Here is a 17,696-nt window from a genome sequence, read left to right on the forward strand (position 1 = left end):
ATGGCGTTCTCTAAACTTCAGCCGTGAAATACATGCTCTATCTTGTCGCCAGTTTTATCGCCCTGCTCCTGGGCCCGCTGTTTTACCGCTATTTCTCTTCAGGCAGCGGTTTGCAGAAGGGCTTGGACGGCTTTATTTTTGTTTCTCTTGGCGGCCTGGTATTGATCCATATCCTACCGGAACTGCTGGAGCATGGCGGCATACTGGCGATCATCTTCGTGATCCTCGGCCTTTGGGGACCCAGTGCCAGTGAGAAGTTGTTTCATCGCTACTCAGAGATCACCCATAACCTGACCCTCACGCTGGGGATCGGCGGCTTGTTGTTGCACACCATCACAGATGGCGGCGCCATGGTGCTGGCACAACAGGAAGGCAACTCCAGCCTGCTGGCGCTTGGGGTGATCATGCACAGGCTACCCGTGGGCCTGGCGATTTGGTGGTTGCTCAAACCCCAGGTAGGTACCCGTTGGGCCAGTCTGGTGTTGCTGGCCATGATGGCGCTGACATCTGTGGGCTACTTCGCCGGCGAGCAGCTGCTCAGCCATCTGAGCCTGGATAATACCGTGTACCTGCAAGCCTTTGTCACAGGCTCTATTTTGCATGTGGTGCTGCATCAGCCCCACGGCCATGAGCAGCAGACCCCAAGCAGCAAATATGAATATCAGGCCGGCATAGGCAGCCTGCTGGGGATAGGCCTGTTGGCATTGCTGCTGATGATGGATTCCGGCGGCCACCAACACGCTCACCATGACCACAGCACAGATCAACTGCTGCACTGGTTGCTGTTACTGGCTCCGGTATTGCTGGCGGCCTACGCCTTGGCCAGCATACGTTTTGCCGCAGGTTTGTCTCCTACTCAAGCTTCGCTGCCGGGACGCTGGGTTCAACGTCTCGCCGGCCCTGAAGCCTTGTTGCTGACCTTGGTGCTGCTGGGCTGGCAGTTTGCCCTGCTGCAGACCCTCGCACTCGCCGCACTGGGACTGTTTTTGAGTTATGCCCGCATTGAATTGACCGATCCCCACCCCAAGGTGCCGCAGTCCGCCTGGCATTTTGGCTTCACTCATCTGGTGGATAGAAGCGCGCCCTGGATCTTGCTTAGTTTGATCCTCGCCAATCTGATAGGTCATCCGTCAGTGCCACTGTCGCATCCGGTGGCACAAGTGCTGGTGCTGGCCTTGCTGTTTCTGCCGCTGCGTTTCTGTAATCTGGGCGCCGCCGTGCTGGCGATGTCACTGGCCTACAGCGGCTGGAGCCCCTTGGCAGTAGCCTTGACCCTGATAGCCGCACCTGTGCTTAACCTGTCACAACTCAAGTTGATGAACTGGAGTCAACGGCTCGGTATGTTGTTGCTGTTATCCATTCTGCTTAGCGGCATTGCCTGGTGGCAACCACAGTGGCGTGAGCTGGGCGATCTACCGAAAGAGATAAGCTACCCGGCACTGACGTTGCTGTGTCTGCTTTACTCCAGTAGCATACTGCGTCAGGGGCCACGTAAGTTTTTACGGGGTATGTGGCTGGTCAAAGGCCATAGCCATGACCACGGCTCGGGGCAGCACAACGACTCAGGCCACAACCATGGTTCACATAGCCATGGTTCACATAGTCACGGTTCGAGCAGCCATGACTCACACAGACATGCTCACCATAATGGCCACGAGCATCAAGACAAAGGCTCTCACTGATTTAACCCTGTTAATTGGCGCCTTTGTTGGCTAACTTGTGGGATAAGCCCGCATTTAGACCCGGCATAAGGACAGCCCATGTGCATTCTGTTTCTGGCACTGGATCAGCATCCGGATTATCCGCTGATCCTCTGCGCCAACCGCGATGAGTTTCATCACAGGCCCACAGCCCCGGCACATTTTTGGCCGCCACAGCAGCAACTGCTGGCGGGTAAGGATCTGCAGGCAGGTGGGACCTGGCTTGGCTGTAATCGTTTGGGAATGGTGGCCGGCCTCACCAATATCCGTCAGTCAATCTCTCAGCCGGATGGTATGCGCAGCCGCGGGGAACTGGTGCTCAAGGCGCTCAATAGCCAAACCCCAATAGAGCCGCAATGGCTCAGTGACCACAGCGACAACTACAATCCTTTCAATCTGGTTTTCGGCCAGGGCAAGCGCCTTTGGTGTTATCACAGCCCGGATAAGTCATTGCGGTGCTTGAACAGGGGTTTTCACGCCATCAGCAATGGCGCCTTGGATGAAATCTGGCCCAAGATGGCCCGCGGCGAGCAGGTGTTGGAGCGGTTGATTAGCCAATCGGCCAAGCCGGATATAGATAGGCTGCTGGCAATAATGCGTGATGAGACTCCAGCGCCGGACATCAGCCTGCCAAACACAGGAGTCAGCCTGGAATGGGAGCGACGTCTGTCATCCATCTATATTCGCCACCCGGAATACGGCACCCGGGCCACCAGCCTGATATTCATCTCCCGCGAAGGGACACTGAACTTTTACGAAGCCAGGTATGATGGCAAGGGGCGACAACTGGGGTTGGAGCAGTTCAGTTTTGCGCTGACAAACGCGGAGCCACTATGCTGATGGCGCCGCGGATCTGCCCAAGCTGATAACCTCTGGCGCTGTCATCCGGGTAGTGCTCATCCAATGCGGTTTTGACCTCGGGCGCCAATTGGCTGCCGTGACAGGTGAGGCAAAGCGGCGCTACGCCCTGGGCCTTCATAAAACGCAGCTGTGACTCGGTCTGGGCAACATGGCTCAAGGTTTGCGGATCTTCACCGGCTGCGGCCCGCTGATCGAATGACAACAATACCTGTCGCTGCCAGGCTTCTGGCTCGGCTGCCGGATTACGGGGTTTCAAGCTGACACGTTTTACCTGCCAACCGCTCTCGGCAGAGAGTTGGCGGGCGATTTCCGGCGCCTTATGGGAACAAACTTCGATAGCCGCCACCGGGCCACCTTCGGCCAGGGCTTGCTGCAGTTGCGGCTTGAGTGTTTGGGCAAAACGCTTGGCCAGCGCGGCCGCTTCGGTGTTGAAGTCTGCCGCTGTTGGCTCTGCCACGGCTTGATTCACCAGCGCAAAGGCCAGCAAGGCGGTCAGTGTGGGTTTTAACATAGGGTGCTCCATTAGATTTTTTTAATGGATTGATATTAGATAAATCTAATTCCCTATGCAAGTCAGGATGAATGATCGTGAGTGATTACCCAATGGTCGTCTTTCTTTTCCAACAGCAGGGTAAAGACTCCGGATGGGCTGTCCTTTTGTCTGAGCAAGACCCAGCGACCGGCCACCAAGGCAGAATAGTTACTCAACATCTGCACATCCTTGAGCTCCAGCTTGAGCTGGCCCATAGTCGCGCGATTCGGATAGCTACGTTTATAGGCGGCCAGCATCTTGTCCCAGCCATATTTGAACTCGCCTTTGGAGACAAACCTCAGCTTGGGATCGTGCCAGTAACCCAGCATATAGGCATCAATATTTCCCTGATTCCAGGCTTGTTGCTGACGATTGATCAGCTCGGTAATTTCATCTGTCGGTACCGCTTTAGCCGGAGCGATTGCAAGTAGCAGTACTGACAGGAGTCCAAAGATTAACTTTTTCATATTCCCTCCTTGCACTCTCCCGGAACCAGGCCAGGAAACCGTGCCGACATAGGCGTTGAGCTTCTATACAGATACTAACCTATTTGGCCCTGGATAAGGAAAGAACCGGGTAAACATTGTCTTAGTAGATTGTAAGCAAATCCACCGCGCGTTTTGAACAAACTTACGTCACGGCGATTTATAGCCAATGACGAGTCCTTGGCAAGATGTAGAACCCAGGCTTGCACAAAAGAGATAATACTGAAATTATATTTTCCCTCAGGCCTCTGCTTGGGAAAGTGCTGCCTATGTTCAGACTCCTAAGCTAATCAAGGTTGGACTGGCGGCCCACCCTAAACACTTTTGAACTATACCTTTAATCAACTCAAGGTTTGGCAACTCTCTATGTTTAAAAAAATCTGCCAATGGCTGCTGGCTCAGTTCGGCTGGCAAATTCGCGGACAACTGCCCGACTCCCCGCAATACCTGGTGATAGTGGCGCCCCATACCAGTAACTGGGACTTCATTATCGGCGTACTCGCCCGTGGAGCTCTGGCGGTGAAGATCCACTTTCTCGGTAAGCATCAACTCTTTATTCCGCCTTGGGGCTGGTTTTTCAGGGCCATAGGTGGCAGGCCGGTAGACAGGCGCAAGAACAATAATCTGGTCGATGCGGTCAGCGACTTGTATCGCCTGGATCGCAACTTTAAGCTGGCGCTGGCGCCGGAGGGCACTCGCAGCCCGGTGAAACGCTGGAAGACAGGTTTCTACCATATCGCATCCAAGGCGGGGGTGCCGATTGTGGCAGTGGGGCTGGACTTTGGTCAGAAGGCGGTGGTGATCAATCAACCCTTGATACCGAGTGCTGACATGCAGCAAGACATGGATCAGCTTATCGCCTTCTATCGCGGCATTCGCGGCCGCTTCCCCAAGGCGATCCCGGACTATTCAGCGGAAAAGTGAATCTTGTTCGGCAGGCGTCTCAGGACTATAGTGACGCTTAACCGAAAACTTTGTATACAAAATTATGGATCACCAGACCTTCCTGTTGTACCTGTTTGCGATCTTATTGATAGCCATTTCTCCCGGCCCGATCGCCATGTTGTCTATTTCTCACGGGATCCATTTTGGTAAACGCCGCAGTCTGGCAACGGCCTTGGGGAGTGTCAGTGCGGCACTGCTGTTGATGTTGGCCTCCATCGCCGGGCTGAGCGCCTTGCTGCATGCCAGCGAATACGGCTTTACCCTGCTCAAATGGTGCGGTGCCGCCTACCTTATGTATCTGGGAATTAAGCTGCTGCTCACCAAGCCCCATGCGGCCGAGCAGAGTGTTGGCCCCAAGGGACATGGTCATCCTCTCAGTCTGTTCCGGCAGGCGTTTCTGGTGGGGATCAGCAACCCCAAGGATCTGCTGTTTTTCGCCGCTCTGTTTCCACAATTTATCGATGTGACTGCGCCGCAGGGGCCACAACTGGCAGTATTGGCTTCCACCTGGGCCTTGGTAGACTTCAGCTTTGTGATGATTTACGCCTCTATGGCCAGTGTGTTGGCTTCATGGCTGAAGCGCAGTCAACGCTTGCATTGGCTGGATCGTGTCAGTGGCGGGGTGTTTGTCACCCTCGCCACTGTATTGGCCGTTAAAGATTAGGGGAGCGCTTTAGGGGAGGTGCGAATAAGCCTATGTAGGCTTATTTGCGCCGGCTCCATTATCTTTTAAGCTGCGGATATCATTGCCGGTAGGGCCCTGGAAGGCACGCAGATCGAACTGCGGCAAGATGGCAAAGATATGATCGAAGATATCCGACTGAATATCTTCATAATATGTCCAGCGGGTATCATTGGTGAAGATATACAGTTCGATCGGCAGCCCTTCAGTCGTAGGCGCCAATTGCCGCACCATCAGGGTCATCTCCTTGTGTACCTTGTCGTGGTGCTTGAGATACTCCAGCAGGTAGGCTCTGAAGGTCCCCACATTGGTCAGCCTGCGACCATTGACCGGCATTTCGATATCCGACACTTTCGCATTACATTCAGTGATCTCATGGATTTTCTTCGGCAGGTATTCTTTCAACAGGTTGATCTTCTCCAGCTTCTTCCTGTCTTCTTCGGTCAGGAAACGTATGCTGTTGATATCTATGTTGACTGAACGTTTGATTCGGCGACCGCCTGACTCGGACATGCCACGCCAGTTGCGGAAGGCATCGGATACCAGCGCATAGGCCGGGATCATGGTGATGGTCTTGTCCCAGTTGCGAACCTTGACTGTTGTCAGCGATACCTCTTCCACCGCGCCATCGGCGCCGTATTTATCCATCTGGATCCAGTCGCCTGTGCTGACCATACGGTTAGCCGCCAGCTGAATACCGGCAACAAACCCCAGAATGGTGTCCTTGAACACCAACATCACCAAACCTGTGGCGACACCCAAGCCGCTGAGGAAGTAGACAGGAGACTGGTTGGCGAGCACAGAGATGGAAATAATGATGGCGACAAAGAACAGGAACAGCTTGATCAGCTGCACAAAGCTCTTCACCGGTAGACGACGGCTAATCAGCTTAACGTCTGCCACCTCGTTGACCGCATCCAATGCCGAATAGGCGGCGCGGATCAGCAAGACGACCAGCCAGACACTGAGCAGCCTGTCGACCAGTCCGGCCAACAGTTTATGATCTGTCAGTGCTATGGGGATCAGCAGGTTGAGCACCAGCGCCGGCACCAGCATCGCCAGCTTTTCCAGCACTCTGTGGCGCATAAAGATATCGTCCCAGGTGACTTTGGAACGTTGAATCACCAGGTTCATCGCCCGTACTACGCCGCGACGCACAATAAAATAAGCCAAACCTGCCAGCAGCAGGCAGGCGAGCACCATGAGCGAAGTGGACAAACCATCGGCTGGTTGGCTGTTGATCCCCAGCTGTGACAACCAGTGTGACAGTTCGAATCTTAAGTCTTTGTCCAAGTTATCCAAAATTAACCTCTCAGAGAAAAATCACTCATCCCGGCCCACAACCCAGGCCAGGTTGCAGAGTAACATACAGGTGTTAACTTTGGCTGAACAGTCGATCCCATCCTCGTTGGAAAGTGTGCGCTTAATCACCTTTCAAGGTGAGTACTATTTTGGTTCCCAGCGGCTGTTGGAAGTGCTCCAGGTGATCTATGGGAAGCCCGGAAATTGATAATTGTCTGTGATTGTACCAGTCGAGTTTCAACTCATCGTGGCGACCGGATACCACCAGCAGACCGGGGAAGCGGCGTCCCGAGTCCAGATCGGTCAAGCTTAAGTGGCTCTGCCAGTGCTTACGTCCATGCAGACTGCAGTTGGAAAAGCTGACGTCGGCCTGCCAATCTTTATTCGGTGACCAGCTGCTGAGCAGTATTGACTCTTGGCAATGCTCGCTATGGTCAGGTAGTTTGCCTACCCAACCTGCCACATGGAACAGACTCCATGAGGCCAGCAACAGGTAAAAGCATCCTCCGCCAAATTGCAGAGCCTTCGACAACCAGGCCTTGGTATTCGACGGCATACCCTCTCCAAACTATCAGATAGACTAAGAGCGGGATCATATAGTGGGGTATGTTGTAAGTAAACGCTGACCAATGAGTTACAAACTCGGTGATTGTTTCATTGAATGGTTTAATTCGCCACACAGCCGGCTGGATGTGTCATAGGACTCTTCACCGCAGCCAAAGTATAAGAGATGATAATGCCCTTTATCTTCCGGTATACCCAGCGCCAAAGTTGCCTGCAAGACAATTCTGACCCCTTTTACAGTCAAGGCTGACATATTAGCGGGCAATAACTTCACTTTCTTGCCAAGGACTTGGTCATTTGCTGCGAACTATGTCTTACATTCCAGTCTGTAAGCCGACGCAGAGCACACATGGGGCTTGTTCGCACCTTTCCTGGACAAAGGCACTTGAACATACTTCCCGTGGATTGCCGTATGCCAGGAAAGCAAGTTTATGTTTTTCGTCATTGCCAGCCCAGGTAAGCCCGGTTATTGTTGACGCCAGGATCCAGCCAAGCGCAAGCGAATTTTTTCATGTTGAAACAGAACCTTTTCAAACCCGGCTTCGCCGTCAGTGCTCTGGCGTTGCTATTGAGCTCAAGTTTTGCCGTTGCCGAACCGGCCCAGGTGGCCGAAGTTACTCTGGAAAATGGCGCCAGAGTCATACTCAAAGATGATTTTACCTGGGAATATGTGCTTACAGAGGCGGTGATCAGCGCCGCCGAACCCGAAACTGTGACTGAAGATGTGGTGGCCGAGATATCGAATACCGCAGCCAATACCGGCACCCATACTGTCGCAGTGGCGCCCAAGTCCGAGGTAAACCCAGCCGCCACGGCTGAGCAACTGACCCAGAGCGCCATGACCACTCCCGGACTGCTTGGCAAGACTGCCAGGGAAGGGGTCAGCGTTTCTCTGCTGCAGACGCAGTGGCAAGGTGACAAACTGGGCCTGACCTTCGAACTCGGCAGTAACAGCAGTGAAGATATGGTTGGCGTACTGATCAGTGTCAGCTTTTATAACGATCAGGGGCGCAAGATGAAAGAAGAGGAGCTACAGGTTTGGCGTGCCATCAAGCGTATGCCGGAAACCTATCTGCGCAAGGGCCAGCAGCGGCAATCCTCGGTGATCTGGATTGAAGGGGTAGATAAAAACCAGTGGCAGAAGCAGCTGTTGAATCTGAAGATCACTGAACTGGATGCCTGGTAACACGTCATTGATTTATTTTAATAAACAAAGAGCGCCAGTTGGCGCTCTTTGTATTTCATATACGGACTTTTGTCCCTAAGGTGCCCAAGGGCCCTCAGACCCTTCCAGCGATTCCCGGCTCAGAGGCTGCTTGGCAGCAACTCCTTTGGCAGATAGGCGTTATAGCGCCCACTCGCCAGCAGCTCAGTGGCCTTGGTGATATCCGGACCGAAGTATCTGTCCTTGTCATAGAAGGTAACCCGCTCGCGCAGTTCAGCCTTGGCCTTGGCTACTGCCTGGCTTGGCTGCAGCGGCGCCCGGAAATCCAACCCTTGGGCCGCAGCCAGCAGTTCCACTGCCAGCACGCCGCGGGTGTTTTCCGCCATATCCTTGAGCCTGCGGGCGGCAAAGGTCGCCATGGAAACATGATCTTCCTGGTTGGCCGAGGTCGGCAAGCTGTCGACAGAGGCCGGATGAGCAAAGGTCTTGTTTTCACTGGCCAGTGCCGCGGCTGTCACCTGGGCAATCATAAAGCCCGAGTTAACCCCACCGTTTTCCACCAAGAATGGCGGCAGCTTGGAAAGATTGGAGTCGATCAGCAGCGCAATGCGGCGCTCACTGATGGCCCCCAGCTCGGCAATCGCCAGTGCCAGATTATCCGCCGCCATGGCCACAGGTTCGGCATGGAAGTTACCGCCTGAGATGATCTCGCCGGTATCTTCAAACACCAGTGGGTTATCTGTTACGCCGTTGGCTTCAATTTCCAGCACTTCGGCCGCCTGACGGATCTGCGTCAGGCAAGCGCCCATCACCTGTGGCTGACAGCGCAGAGAGTAGGGATCCTGCACCTTTTCACAATTGGCGTGTGACTCGGCAATCTCGGAGCCGCTCCCCAGCAGATGACGGAATACTGCCGCCGAGTCTATTTGGCCCTTTTGACCGCGCACCGCATGAATTCTCGGGTCGAACGGGCTGCGACTGCCCATGGCCGCCTCGACACTCATGGCGCCGACCACAGAGCCGGCGGCAAACAGGTCCTCGGCATGGAACAAGCCCTCCAGTGCCAGCGCCGTCGATGCCTGGGTGCCGTTGAGCAGGGCCAGGCCCTCTTTGGCAGCCAATTCAATCGGTTTCAGCCCGGCGATACTCAAGCCCTCAATGGCGGGCATGATACGCCCCTGATAACGCACTTCGCCCTCGCCGATGATCGGCAGACACATGTGCGACAGCGGCGCCAAGTCGCCCGAGGCCCCCACTGAGCCCTTCTCGGGTACGCAAGGGTAGACACCGGCATTGACCAGGGCGATCAGGAAGTTGATCACCTCGAGACGGATCCCGGAAAACCCGCGGGACAGTGAGTTGATCTTCAACACCATCATCAGCCGCACGGTTTCATCGCGCATCAATTGGCCGGTACCGGCGGCGTGGGACAACACGATAGAGCGCTGCAACAGTTCCAGATCCGCCGGGGCAATCTTGGTGTTGGCCAACAGGCCAAAGCCGGTGTTGATGCCGTAAACCGTGCGGCCCTCATCCAGTACTTTTTGCACCACGGCGGCGCTGCTGTTGATGGCCGCCAGCGATTCCGGGTGCAATTGCAGCTGGGTTGGCGCGCGGCTGATGCTGCGCAGTTCAGACAGGGTCAGGCTTCCCGGTGTCAGAGTGATTTGAGTGGTCATCATCAGTCCTCCAACATAGGCAGATCCAGGCCCTGCTCTTTGGCGCAGCGCTTGGCAATCTCATAGCCGGCATCGGCATGACGCATCACGCCCGTGGCCGGATCGTTCCACAATACCCGGGATACCCGCTTGGCAGCGGCGTCGCTGCCGTCACAGAGGATCACTACCCCGGAGTGCTGACTGAAGCCCATGCCGACACCCCCACCATGGTGCAGCGACACCCAGGTGGCGCCACCGGCAGTATTGAGCAGTGCATTGAGCAGCGGCCAGTCGGAGACGGCATCCGAGCCATCGAGCATGGATTCGGTTTCCCGGTTGGGACTGGCCACAGAGCCGGAATCCAGGTGATCCCTGCCGATGACCACAGGCGCCGACAGCTCGCCGTTTTTCACCATTTCGTTGAAGGCCAGCGCCAGACGGGCGCGGTCTTTGAGGCCAACCCAGCAGATACGGGCCGGCAGCCCCTGGAAAGCGATACGTTCACGGGCCATATCCAGCCAGTTGTGCAGGTGTGGGTCGTCCGGGATCAGCTCTTTCACCTTCTGATCTGTCTTGTAGATATCCTCAGGGTCACCACTGAGCGCCGCCCAGCGGAACGGGCCAATGCCTTCACAGAACAGCGGCCTGATATAGGCGGGAACAAAACCGGGGAAATCGAAGGCGTTGGCCATTCCTTCGTCAAACGCCATCTGGCGGATGTTATTGCCATAGTCTAGGGTCGCGGCGCCGCGGCTTTGCAGCGCCAACATGGCCTGAACCTGCACCGCCATGGAAGCCTTGGCGGCCTTGACCACAGCGGCCTCGTCTTTGAGGCGCATCTCCTTGGCCTGCTCCAGCGTCCACCCCTGAGGCAGATAGCCATTCAGCGGATCGTGCGCCGAAGTTTGGTCTGTCACCACATCCGGAGTAATGCCGCGCTCAACCAGTTCACTGAAGATATCGGCGGCATTGCCCAGCAAACCCACGGAAACCGGCTTGCCCTCGGCCTTGGCTGCTTGCAGCATCGCCAGTGCCTCGTCCAGGCTGTGGGCCTTCTTGTCCAGATAACGGGTACGCAGACGAAAATCGATACGGGTCTCGTCCACTTCACAGGCCAGCACAGAGAAGCCGGCCATGGTACCAGCCAGAGGCTGGGCACCGCCCATACCGCCCAGGCCACCGGTCAGGATCCAGCGGCCCTTGGCGTCACCGTCGAAATGCTGCTTGGCCACGGCCACAAAGGTTTCGTAGGTGCCCTGGACTATGCCTTGGGTGCCTATGTAGATCCAGGAGCCGGCGGTCATCTGGCCATACATAGCCAACCCTTGCTTGTCCAGCTCGTTGAAGTGTTCCCAGTTGGCCCAGTGGGGTACCAGGTTGGAGTTGGCGATCAGCACCCTGGGGGCATCGCTGTGGGTCTTGAATACTCCCACCGGCTTGCCGGATTGCACCAGCAAGGTTTCATCTTCTTCCAGACGCTTGAGCACCTCGACGATTTTATCGAAACACTGCCAATCGCGGGCGGCGCGGCCTATACCGCCGTAAACCACCAGATCCTCGGGGCGCTCGGCCACATCCGGATGCAGGTTGTTCATCAGCATTCTGAGCGGCGCTTCGGTCTGCCAGCTCTTACAGTTCAGAGTGGTGCCGGTCGGCGCAATGATTTTGCGCGCCGGATCATGTCTCTTATCCATAAACTTCCATTCCTCTGTTGCTTGTCTTGTGGTTTATTTTGTTGTTTTTATTTAGGTTTATGTTCGCCTCTGAAGGTCAAGTGCCCTCCGAGACGGAAGCGGCTGCCGGGATGGATCAGCCGGGCAAAACTCACCACCCCCTGGCGTGACCAAGTGCGGCGCAGTATCTGTAAACAGGGCTCGCTGGCGGGGATCGCCAAACGGGCGCGTATCTGTTCATTGGCGACTATCGCCTCTATGGTGTGGCGTGCCTCGGTCAAAGGCGCCACCTGCGACAGATATTCATGAGGGGTCTGCAAATTGAAATCCTGCTGCAGATAGTCGGGGATTAACTGAGGGTTTACAAAGCGCTCCTCGAGCTGTAGCGGCAGCCCCTCTTCACAATGCACCAGCACCGAGTAAAACACCCGGCTGCCGGTCTCCAGTCCCAGGGCGATGGCGATAGGCGCCAAGGCCTCTATGGCGGTCAGCTCCAACACCTGCACGCTGTAACCATGGCCGCGGGCCTTGATCTCATCGGCAATATTGCGGATAGACAACATGGATGACTGCGACTTGAACTCGGCCACAAAGGTACCCAGCCCCTGACTGCGCTCCAGCACGCCGTTGTCCACCAGCTCGGTCAATGCCCGTCTGGCCGTCATCCGGCTGCACTCAAACAGCTCCGCCAGTTGGTTTTCGGAAGGCACCCTGGAGTGCTCCACCCATTCACCCGACTCAATGCGGTCTGAGATGTACTGTTTAATGCGGGCGAACTTGGCTGTGCTCATCGAATCGACTCTGTGTTGGTTTCAATCTGCTGAAAAACTCGGCTATAATCCTAGCTTGTATATACAAGTAAATACAAGTTAGCTCACAAAATCACAACAATTGCCATCATTAAGGCAAGCGTAAGGCAAACAACAAGGAGCAAGCATGTCCTGGGATCAGGTTTGGATAGATATCAATATTGCCACTATGGACCCTTCTGTATCAGAGGCTTATGGCGCCATCACCGACGCGGCCCTGGCAGTAAAAGACGGCAAAATAGCCTGGATTGGCAAGCGCAGCGAACTGCCTGCCTTCGACGTGCTGGCAACTCCGGTTTACAAGGGCAAAGGCGGCTGGCTGACGCCCGGGTTGATAGATGCCCATACCCATTTGGTGTTTGCCGGTAACCGCGCCAACGAGTTCGAGCTGCGTCTCAAGGGTGCCAGCTATGAAGAAATCGCCCGTGCCGGTGGCGGCATTATCAGCACGGTTAAGGCCTGCCGTGAGGCCAGCGAGGCCGAGCTGTTCGACGAGGCTCGCCGCCGCCTCAACGCCCTGGCCAAGGAAGGGGTTACTACGGTGGAGATAAAGTCGGGCTACGGGCTGGAAACCGCCACCGAACTCAAGTTGCTCAGGGTCGCCCGCGAGCTGGGCAAACACCACCATGTGGATGTGGTCACCACCTTCCTGGGCGCCCACGCCTTCCCGGCCGAATATCAAGGCCGGGAGCAGGAATATGTGCAACTGGTAATCGAGGAGATGCTACCTCTGGTATTGGCGGAAGATCTCGCCGATGCCGTGGATGTGTTTTGTGAAAATATCGCCTTCGACCTGCAACAGACAGAAGCCATTCTCAGCGCCGCCAAGGCCAAAGGGCTGGATATCAAGTTGCACGCCGAGCAGCTCTCCAACATGGGCGGCTCAATACTGGCCGCCCGTCTGGGGGCCAAGTCTGTGGATCATATCGAGTATCTGGATGAAGCCGGGGTCAAGGCCCTGGCCGAGAGCGGCACCTGCGCCACCTTGTTGCCCGGCGCCTTTTACTTCCTGCGGGAAACCCAACTGCCACCGATAGCCTTGCTGCGCCAATATCAGGTGCCCATGGTGCTGGCCAGCGACTTCAACCCGGGGACTTCCCCCATCTGCTCAACCCTGTTGATGCTCAACCTGGGCTGCACCCTATTCCGCCTGACGCCGGAAGAAGCCTTGGCCGGTGTCACCCGCAACGCCGCCCGCGCCCTGGGTCGTGAACAGCGCATAGGCATGCTGCGCCAGGGAATGGATGCCGACTTCTGCCTGTGGCGGATCTCAACTCCAGCCGAACTCGCCTACAGCTACGGCGTGAATCCGTTGGTGGATGTCATCAAGGGGGGCAAACTTATTCATCAATAAGTTTGGCAAGTGATTGGATGGCAGGTCACCGACCTGCTGTCGGCTTGCGCACCGACATCCCAGCGCCAGGGAATAGCTGACAGATTGTCCTAAATTGGTTTTGCCCCATTCCGTACTATCAAAGCGACTTAAGCTCGCAATGACCAACCAATCTTTAGCAAATTTTAGTAATGTCACAGAATGACAATAGAAACTAGTCTTTACCTCTAATGAAGTATCGGAATGGGGCGAAAGTGAAGTTTTACGTTCCACTAAAGCAATTGTCAGTCAACTTTAGCTTATATCGGTCAACTCCACTCTCATAACAAAACACCTCATTGCCATGAGGGAGGGTTTTGGCTTCAAGCATTTTTAATGCAGCTATTCACACAACTCCAAATCGCCACTCCGTTTTAATTTCTGTTTAAAAAACTAATAATATCATGTATATAAAATTAAATTCGTAGTTGTAAATTAGTCTTGGTATGTATACTCGTATTTTAAATTATGATGGTATTTACAAAAATAAGTAGTATTATACTGTGTAAATAAACATATATTAGAGGCTAGGTATGACTCGCTCGGATAGTGTAGATATTTCTAGTATGGATGCTGTCACTTGGCTGCGACAGTTAGAAGATAAGAGTGTAGATCTTGTTATCACGGATCCCCCGTATCAGTCACTGGAAAAACATCGAAAAGTTGGTACAACAACTCGATTGAAAGTTAGTAAATCTTCAAGCAATCAGTGGTTTGATATTTTTCCAAACAATCGTTTTGAAGAGTTATTAAACGAGATTTATCGTGTACTAAAGAAAAACTCACACTTCTATTTATTTTGTGATCAAGAAACAATGTTTGTTGTTAAACCAATAGCAGAACGCATTGGTTTTAAATTCTGGAAGCCAATTGTTTGGGATAAGATGGCTATGGGAATGGGGTACCACTATAGGGCAAGATACGAATTTATTCTTTTTTTTGAAAAAGGAAAAAAGAAACTTAATGACTTATCTATCCCTGATATTCTACAAGAAAAGAGAATTCTTAGAGGCTACCCCACTGAAAAACCAGTCAATGTAGCTAAGACGCTCATTATTCAGAGCACTAACGAACAAGATTTGGTTATAGTTCCTTTTTGTGGGGCAGGTTTTGTGGGCTGTGCCTCCGAACAACTTAATAGACAGTTCAGAGGCAATGATTTAAATATCGACGCAGTTGGAATTGCTAAAGATAGAATAATAGCTATCCGTAATTCTAAGGCTTAAATGACTTGAACTCTTTCACCCAAGATTTAAGTGTTTGAGCTCTTCTTCTCGCTGTATTTTCACTTAGTCCATTGCAATACTCTATAAGGAAATCAGCAGCAGTATTCTCATCAACCTCATAGATAGAGCTAACTTCTTGTGTTTTCATCCACAAAAAGCCACAGTCAGATAGCTCGAATTGCTTAGCAATAGTATTGATGAAATTAGCGTCAGATTGTTTCTCTGCTGCCATAAATCCAATTGGTGTAAGTAATGAATAATCATATATAAGATTTAAAAGCTTACACGCATCTCGATAGTAACTTACCTGTCTAGGCGTTACTCCTAACGTAATATCCGTTACTTGTTCTTTGTTGTTAAGCAAGTCAATGTATGATTTTATTGTTTTAAGAGAATCTGCTTGTGGTACCATTGTACTATCTAAATATACACCAAGCATGTCATCAACTTTTGGCACTACTGAATTAACGAATTCTGGTGTTAAAGCAAAAATAATATCTGTTGAGTTTTCATCAATTATTTCTAATGTTATAGATTTTGATAAAATAATGTCAAATAATCTACGCACTAATCGTAAATCGATTTTCTTATCATCGATGAAATGAAGAAATTTTTCTTTGCTTGATAATTCAAACAAAGGCGTTAGTGCCAAATTAGATTTATCTTCTTCAATTTTTGTTTTTATTCTGTAAGAGAACGAACCGACGATTGCATCATGTGCAAGCATTGATACTGAAACATCATATTTTTTCAAATAAGTTGAAATAAAATCTACAAAATAATCTAATGATTGAGCCAATGTTGATGATTCAAGTTTGCCACTTTTTTGGTCTATTCTAATTTTATGGGTGTGCTTTCTGACACCATCATAATTAATATTGCTTGAGATAAATACGTTTTTATCAGGAAGTGAATATTGAAGCTTACTTACCTTAATTAAATTTTCTTTCAAAGAGAAATCTGAAACATTAATTTCTATTAAGTATGCTTTCGCCGATGCATTTGGCTTTATCATTTCAACAATCGAAATGTCTTTTTGCTCTAATTTATTAACTCTTTCGCTAGATGTAGGAATAACAATCCATTTGTCAAACTCATCAGGAGCAGAACATACAGGACATCCAAAACACTTTCTGAGCTGCAAGGAAGCTCGTTGCAGGGGCAGTCTCTGATAAATAACGACGTATTTTTGGAAGTAGGCTCTCTGAGACGAGTAATTTGCATGCTTCATACAAAAACTGCAGTTACCAGGCAGGCCAACGGCAGGCTTAAGCCTGTTTCTGTAAAATCACCAACGATCTAAGGTTAATGGGGATGTATTGCTTGGCTTTGTTGCTTACCCCGGCACCATTTACCACCATATTTGGCCTTCATTACAACATACAGGACATCCAAAACACTTTCTGAGCTGCAAGGAAGCTCGTTGCAGGGGTCAGTCTCTGATAAGTAACGACAGAAAAGATTTGGCTGTCCTGTCTTTCCCTTTTCCAACTACTCAGTGCTAATAGAATTGCACCAATTCCCCCCTCGGTGTCGCCGAAAGCCGTTGGCGCAAATAACGTGGCTGAGGGGCTTTCGACACCGTGTGGGGCGGCAAGGGAACATACAGGACAGCCAAAACACTTTCTGAGCCGCAAGGAAGCTCGTTGCAGGGGCAGTCTCTGATAAATAACGACGTATTTTTGGAAGTAGGCTCTCTGAGACGAGTAATTTGCATGCTTCATACAAAAACTGCAGTTACCAGGCAGGCCAACGGCAGGCTTAAGCCTGTTTATGCAAAATCACCAAGGGGTTAAGGTTAATGGGGATGTATTGCTTGGCTTTGTTGCTTGCCCCGGCACCATTTACCACCATATTTGGCCTTCATGGCACACATTGCATCCCATCGGTACCAAACATACAGGACATCCAAAACACTTTCTGAGCCGCAAGGAAGCACCTTGCAGGGGTCAGTCTCTGATAAATAACGACGGATTTTTGGAAGTAGGCTCTCTGAGATGAGTAATCTGCGAGATTCATGCAAAAACTGCGGTTGCCAAGCATGCCAACGGCAGGCTTAAGCCTGTTTCTGCAAAATCACCAACGATCTAAGGTTAATGGGGATGTATTGCTTGGCTTTGTTGCTTACCCCGGCACCATTTACCACCATATTTGGCCTTCATGGCACACATTGCATCCCATCGGCCACTCATACCACTGTACTGACGGCGAAACTCTTTGGCGGAAGTTATCCAGGCATCGTCGCTGATACCAAGCTCAAGCAGTAGTTTGGGTCTGGAACAGGCAATAAAGCCACGCTTGTCTTCCCGCACCGCCCGGCCAGTCCAATCAATTAACTCCAGATAGTCGGCAAAGTGAAATGGGATGCCGCTTTGTTCGGCGGCAGTGGCTGCACCATCAAATTGCAGCAGTGGCTTAATTGAAGCATTGGTGGTTGCAGGCTCAGCAACTTCTCCTATGCGCTCCTGAATGGATGTGTAATCAGAAGTTTGCAGCGAATCTGCAATACCGGCGCGAATGGGATTTAAATCCACGTACATCATGCAGGCCAGCAGCGCCTGTTCATCGAGCAGTGCCTGCGACTTAAAACGTCCTTCCCAGAATACGCCCTTGCAACCATCTTCTCGATTGGCCTTGCGGGCGATATCTTCGTTTAAACAGCGCATAAACCAACTGATACTGCCAAGGCGTTCCTGCCAATCGCTAATCAGCGTATCCAGCA

15 protein-coding genes and 1 pseudogene are annotated in these 17,696 nt (G+C 52.3%); 7 read left to right on the forward strand and 9 right to left on the reverse strand.

The genetic code is table 11. The features are described from left to right. Nucleotides 1-32: 32 nt before the first annotated feature. Both AYI96_RS17400 and AYI96_RS17405 read left to right on the forward strand, forming a co-directional pair. Nucleotides 33-1,682: a metal transporter gene (locus AYI96_RS17400; RefSeq protein ID WP_144362070.1), complete on the forward strand. Its 1,650-nt coding sequence runs from the start codon at nucleotides 33-35 to the stop codon at nucleotides 1,680-1,682. A 78-nt stretch (nucleotides 1,683-1,760) separates the two neighbouring features. Continuing rightward, nucleotides 1,761-2,540: an NRDE family protein gene (locus AYI96_RS17405; RefSeq protein ID WP_144362061.1), complete on the forward strand. Its 780-nt coding sequence runs from the start codon at nucleotides 1,761-1,763 to the stop codon at nucleotides 2,538-2,540. Here AYI96_RS17405 and AYI96_RS17410 read toward each other — a convergent pair. Both AYI96_RS17410 and AYI96_RS17415 read right to left on the reverse strand, forming a co-directional pair. Continuing rightward, complete coding sequence (locus AYI96_RS17410) at nucleotides 2,503-3,072, reverse strand: DUF3365 domain-containing protein (RefSeq protein WP_039035132.1); 570 nt, start codon at nucleotides 3,070-3,072, stop codon at nucleotides 2,503-2,505. The two genes, AYI96_RS17405 and AYI96_RS17410, sit on opposite strands and share 38 nt — an antisense overlap. Nucleotides 3,073-3,134: 62 nt before the next feature. Further along, on the reverse strand, nucleotides 3,135-3,560 hold the full coding sequence (locus AYI96_RS17415) for a YybH family protein (RefSeq protein WP_039035131.1): 426 nt from the start codon (nucleotides 3,558-3,560) through the stop codon (nucleotides 3,135-3,137). A gap of 384 nt (nucleotides 3,561-3,944) precedes the next feature. On the opposite strand from AYI96_RS17415, the gene AYI96_RS17420 reads away from it, so the two are divergent. Both AYI96_RS17420 and AYI96_RS17425 read left to right on the forward strand, forming a co-directional pair. Continuing rightward, nucleotides 3,945-4,502 (forward strand): lysophospholipid acyltransferase family protein, encoded by a 558-nt coding sequence (locus AYI96_RS17420; RefSeq protein WP_071477117.1) that lies wholly within the window; start codon nucleotides 3,945-3,947, stop codon nucleotides 4,500-4,502. Between the two features lie 64 nt (nucleotides 4,503-4,566). Beyond that, a complete protein-coding gene (locus AYI96_RS17425) occupies nucleotides 4,567-5,187 on the forward strand; it encodes a LysE family translocator (protein WP_071477100.1) in 621 nt (206 codons plus the stop codon). Between the two features lie 30 nt (nucleotides 5,188-5,217). Here the strand turns inward: AYI96_RS17425 and AYI96_RS17430 are convergent, their stop codons facing one another. Beyond that, nucleotides 5,218-6,498, reverse strand: a complete 1,281-nt coding sequence (locus AYI96_RS17430) for a mechanosensitive ion channel family protein (protein WP_039035189.1) — start codon at nucleotides 6,496-6,498, stop codon at nucleotides 5,218-5,220. Nucleotides 6,499-6,628: 130 nt separating this feature from the next. Further along, entirely contained in the window at nucleotides 6,629-7,063 is a 435-nt protein-coding gene (locus AYI96_RS17435; RefSeq protein WP_039035129.1) for a hypothetical protein, read from the reverse strand. A 519-nt stretch (nucleotides 7,064-7,582) separates the two neighbouring features. Here AYI96_RS17435 and AYI96_RS17440 point away from each other — a divergent pair. After that, entirely contained in the window at nucleotides 7,583-8,257 is a 675-nt protein-coding gene (locus AYI96_RS17440; RefSeq protein ID WP_144362062.1) for a DUF3157 family protein, read from the forward strand. Between the two features lie 119 nt (nucleotides 8,258-8,376). Here the strand turns inward: AYI96_RS17440 and hutH are convergent, their stop codons facing one another. The 3 genes from hutH to hutC are packed head-to-tail and all read right to left on the reverse strand — an operon-like array spanning nucleotide 8,377 to nucleotide 12,358. After that, nucleotides 8,377-9,918, reverse strand: a complete 1,542-nt coding sequence (gene hutH, locus AYI96_RS17445; protein ID WP_071477099.1) for a histidine ammonia-lyase — start codon at nucleotides 9,916-9,918, stop codon at nucleotides 8,377-8,379. Continuing rightward, entirely contained in the window at nucleotides 9,918-11,588 is a 1,671-nt protein-coding gene (gene hutU / locus AYI96_RS17450) for a urocanate hydratase (protein ID WP_144362063.1), read from the reverse strand. The genes hutH and hutU overlap by 1 nt, the downstream gene beginning before the upstream one ends. A 47-nt stretch (nucleotides 11,589-11,635) precedes the next feature. Beyond that, nucleotides 11,636-12,358 (reverse strand): histidine utilization repressor, encoded by a 723-nt coding sequence (gene hutC / locus AYI96_RS17455; RefSeq protein WP_028780547.1) that lies wholly within the window; start codon nucleotides 12,356-12,358, stop codon nucleotides 11,636-11,638. A 145-nt stretch (nucleotides 12,359-12,503) separates the two neighbouring features. Between hutC and hutI the strand changes: the two genes are divergently transcribed. Next, a complete protein-coding gene (hutI, locus tag AYI96_RS17460) occupies nucleotides 12,504-13,730 on the forward strand; it encodes an imidazolonepropionase (protein ID WP_144362064.1) in 1,227 nt (408 codons plus the stop codon). 551 nt (nucleotides 13,731-14,281) lie between these two features. Continuing rightward, nucleotides 14,282-14,974, forward strand: coding sequence for a DNA-methyltransferase (locus tag AYI96_RS17465; protein WP_144362065.1), 693 nt, complete (start codon nucleotides 14,282-14,284; stop codon nucleotides 14,972-14,974). Here the strand turns inward: AYI96_RS17465 and AYI96_RS17470 are convergent. Beyond that, nucleotides 14,964-16,118 carry a DUF6575 domain-containing protein gene (locus AYI96_RS17470; protein ID WP_144362066.1) on the reverse strand — a complete coding sequence of 385 codons (1,155 nt, stop codon included), beginning with the start codon at nucleotides 16,116-16,118 and terminating at the stop codon, nucleotides 14,964-14,966. The genes AYI96_RS17465 and AYI96_RS17470 overlap by 11 nt on opposite strands. A 949-nt stretch (nucleotides 16,119-17,067) precedes the next feature. Continuing rightward, nucleotides 17,068-17,696: pseudogene (locus AYI96_RS17475) on the reverse strand (alpha-amylase family glycosyl hydrolase); the annotation flags it as partial.

This window comes from Shewanella sp. MSW, assembly GCF_007636515.1.
Taxonomy (GTDB): Bacteria; Pseudomonadota; Gammaproteobacteria; order Enterobacterales; family Shewanellaceae; genus Shewanella; species Shewanella indica.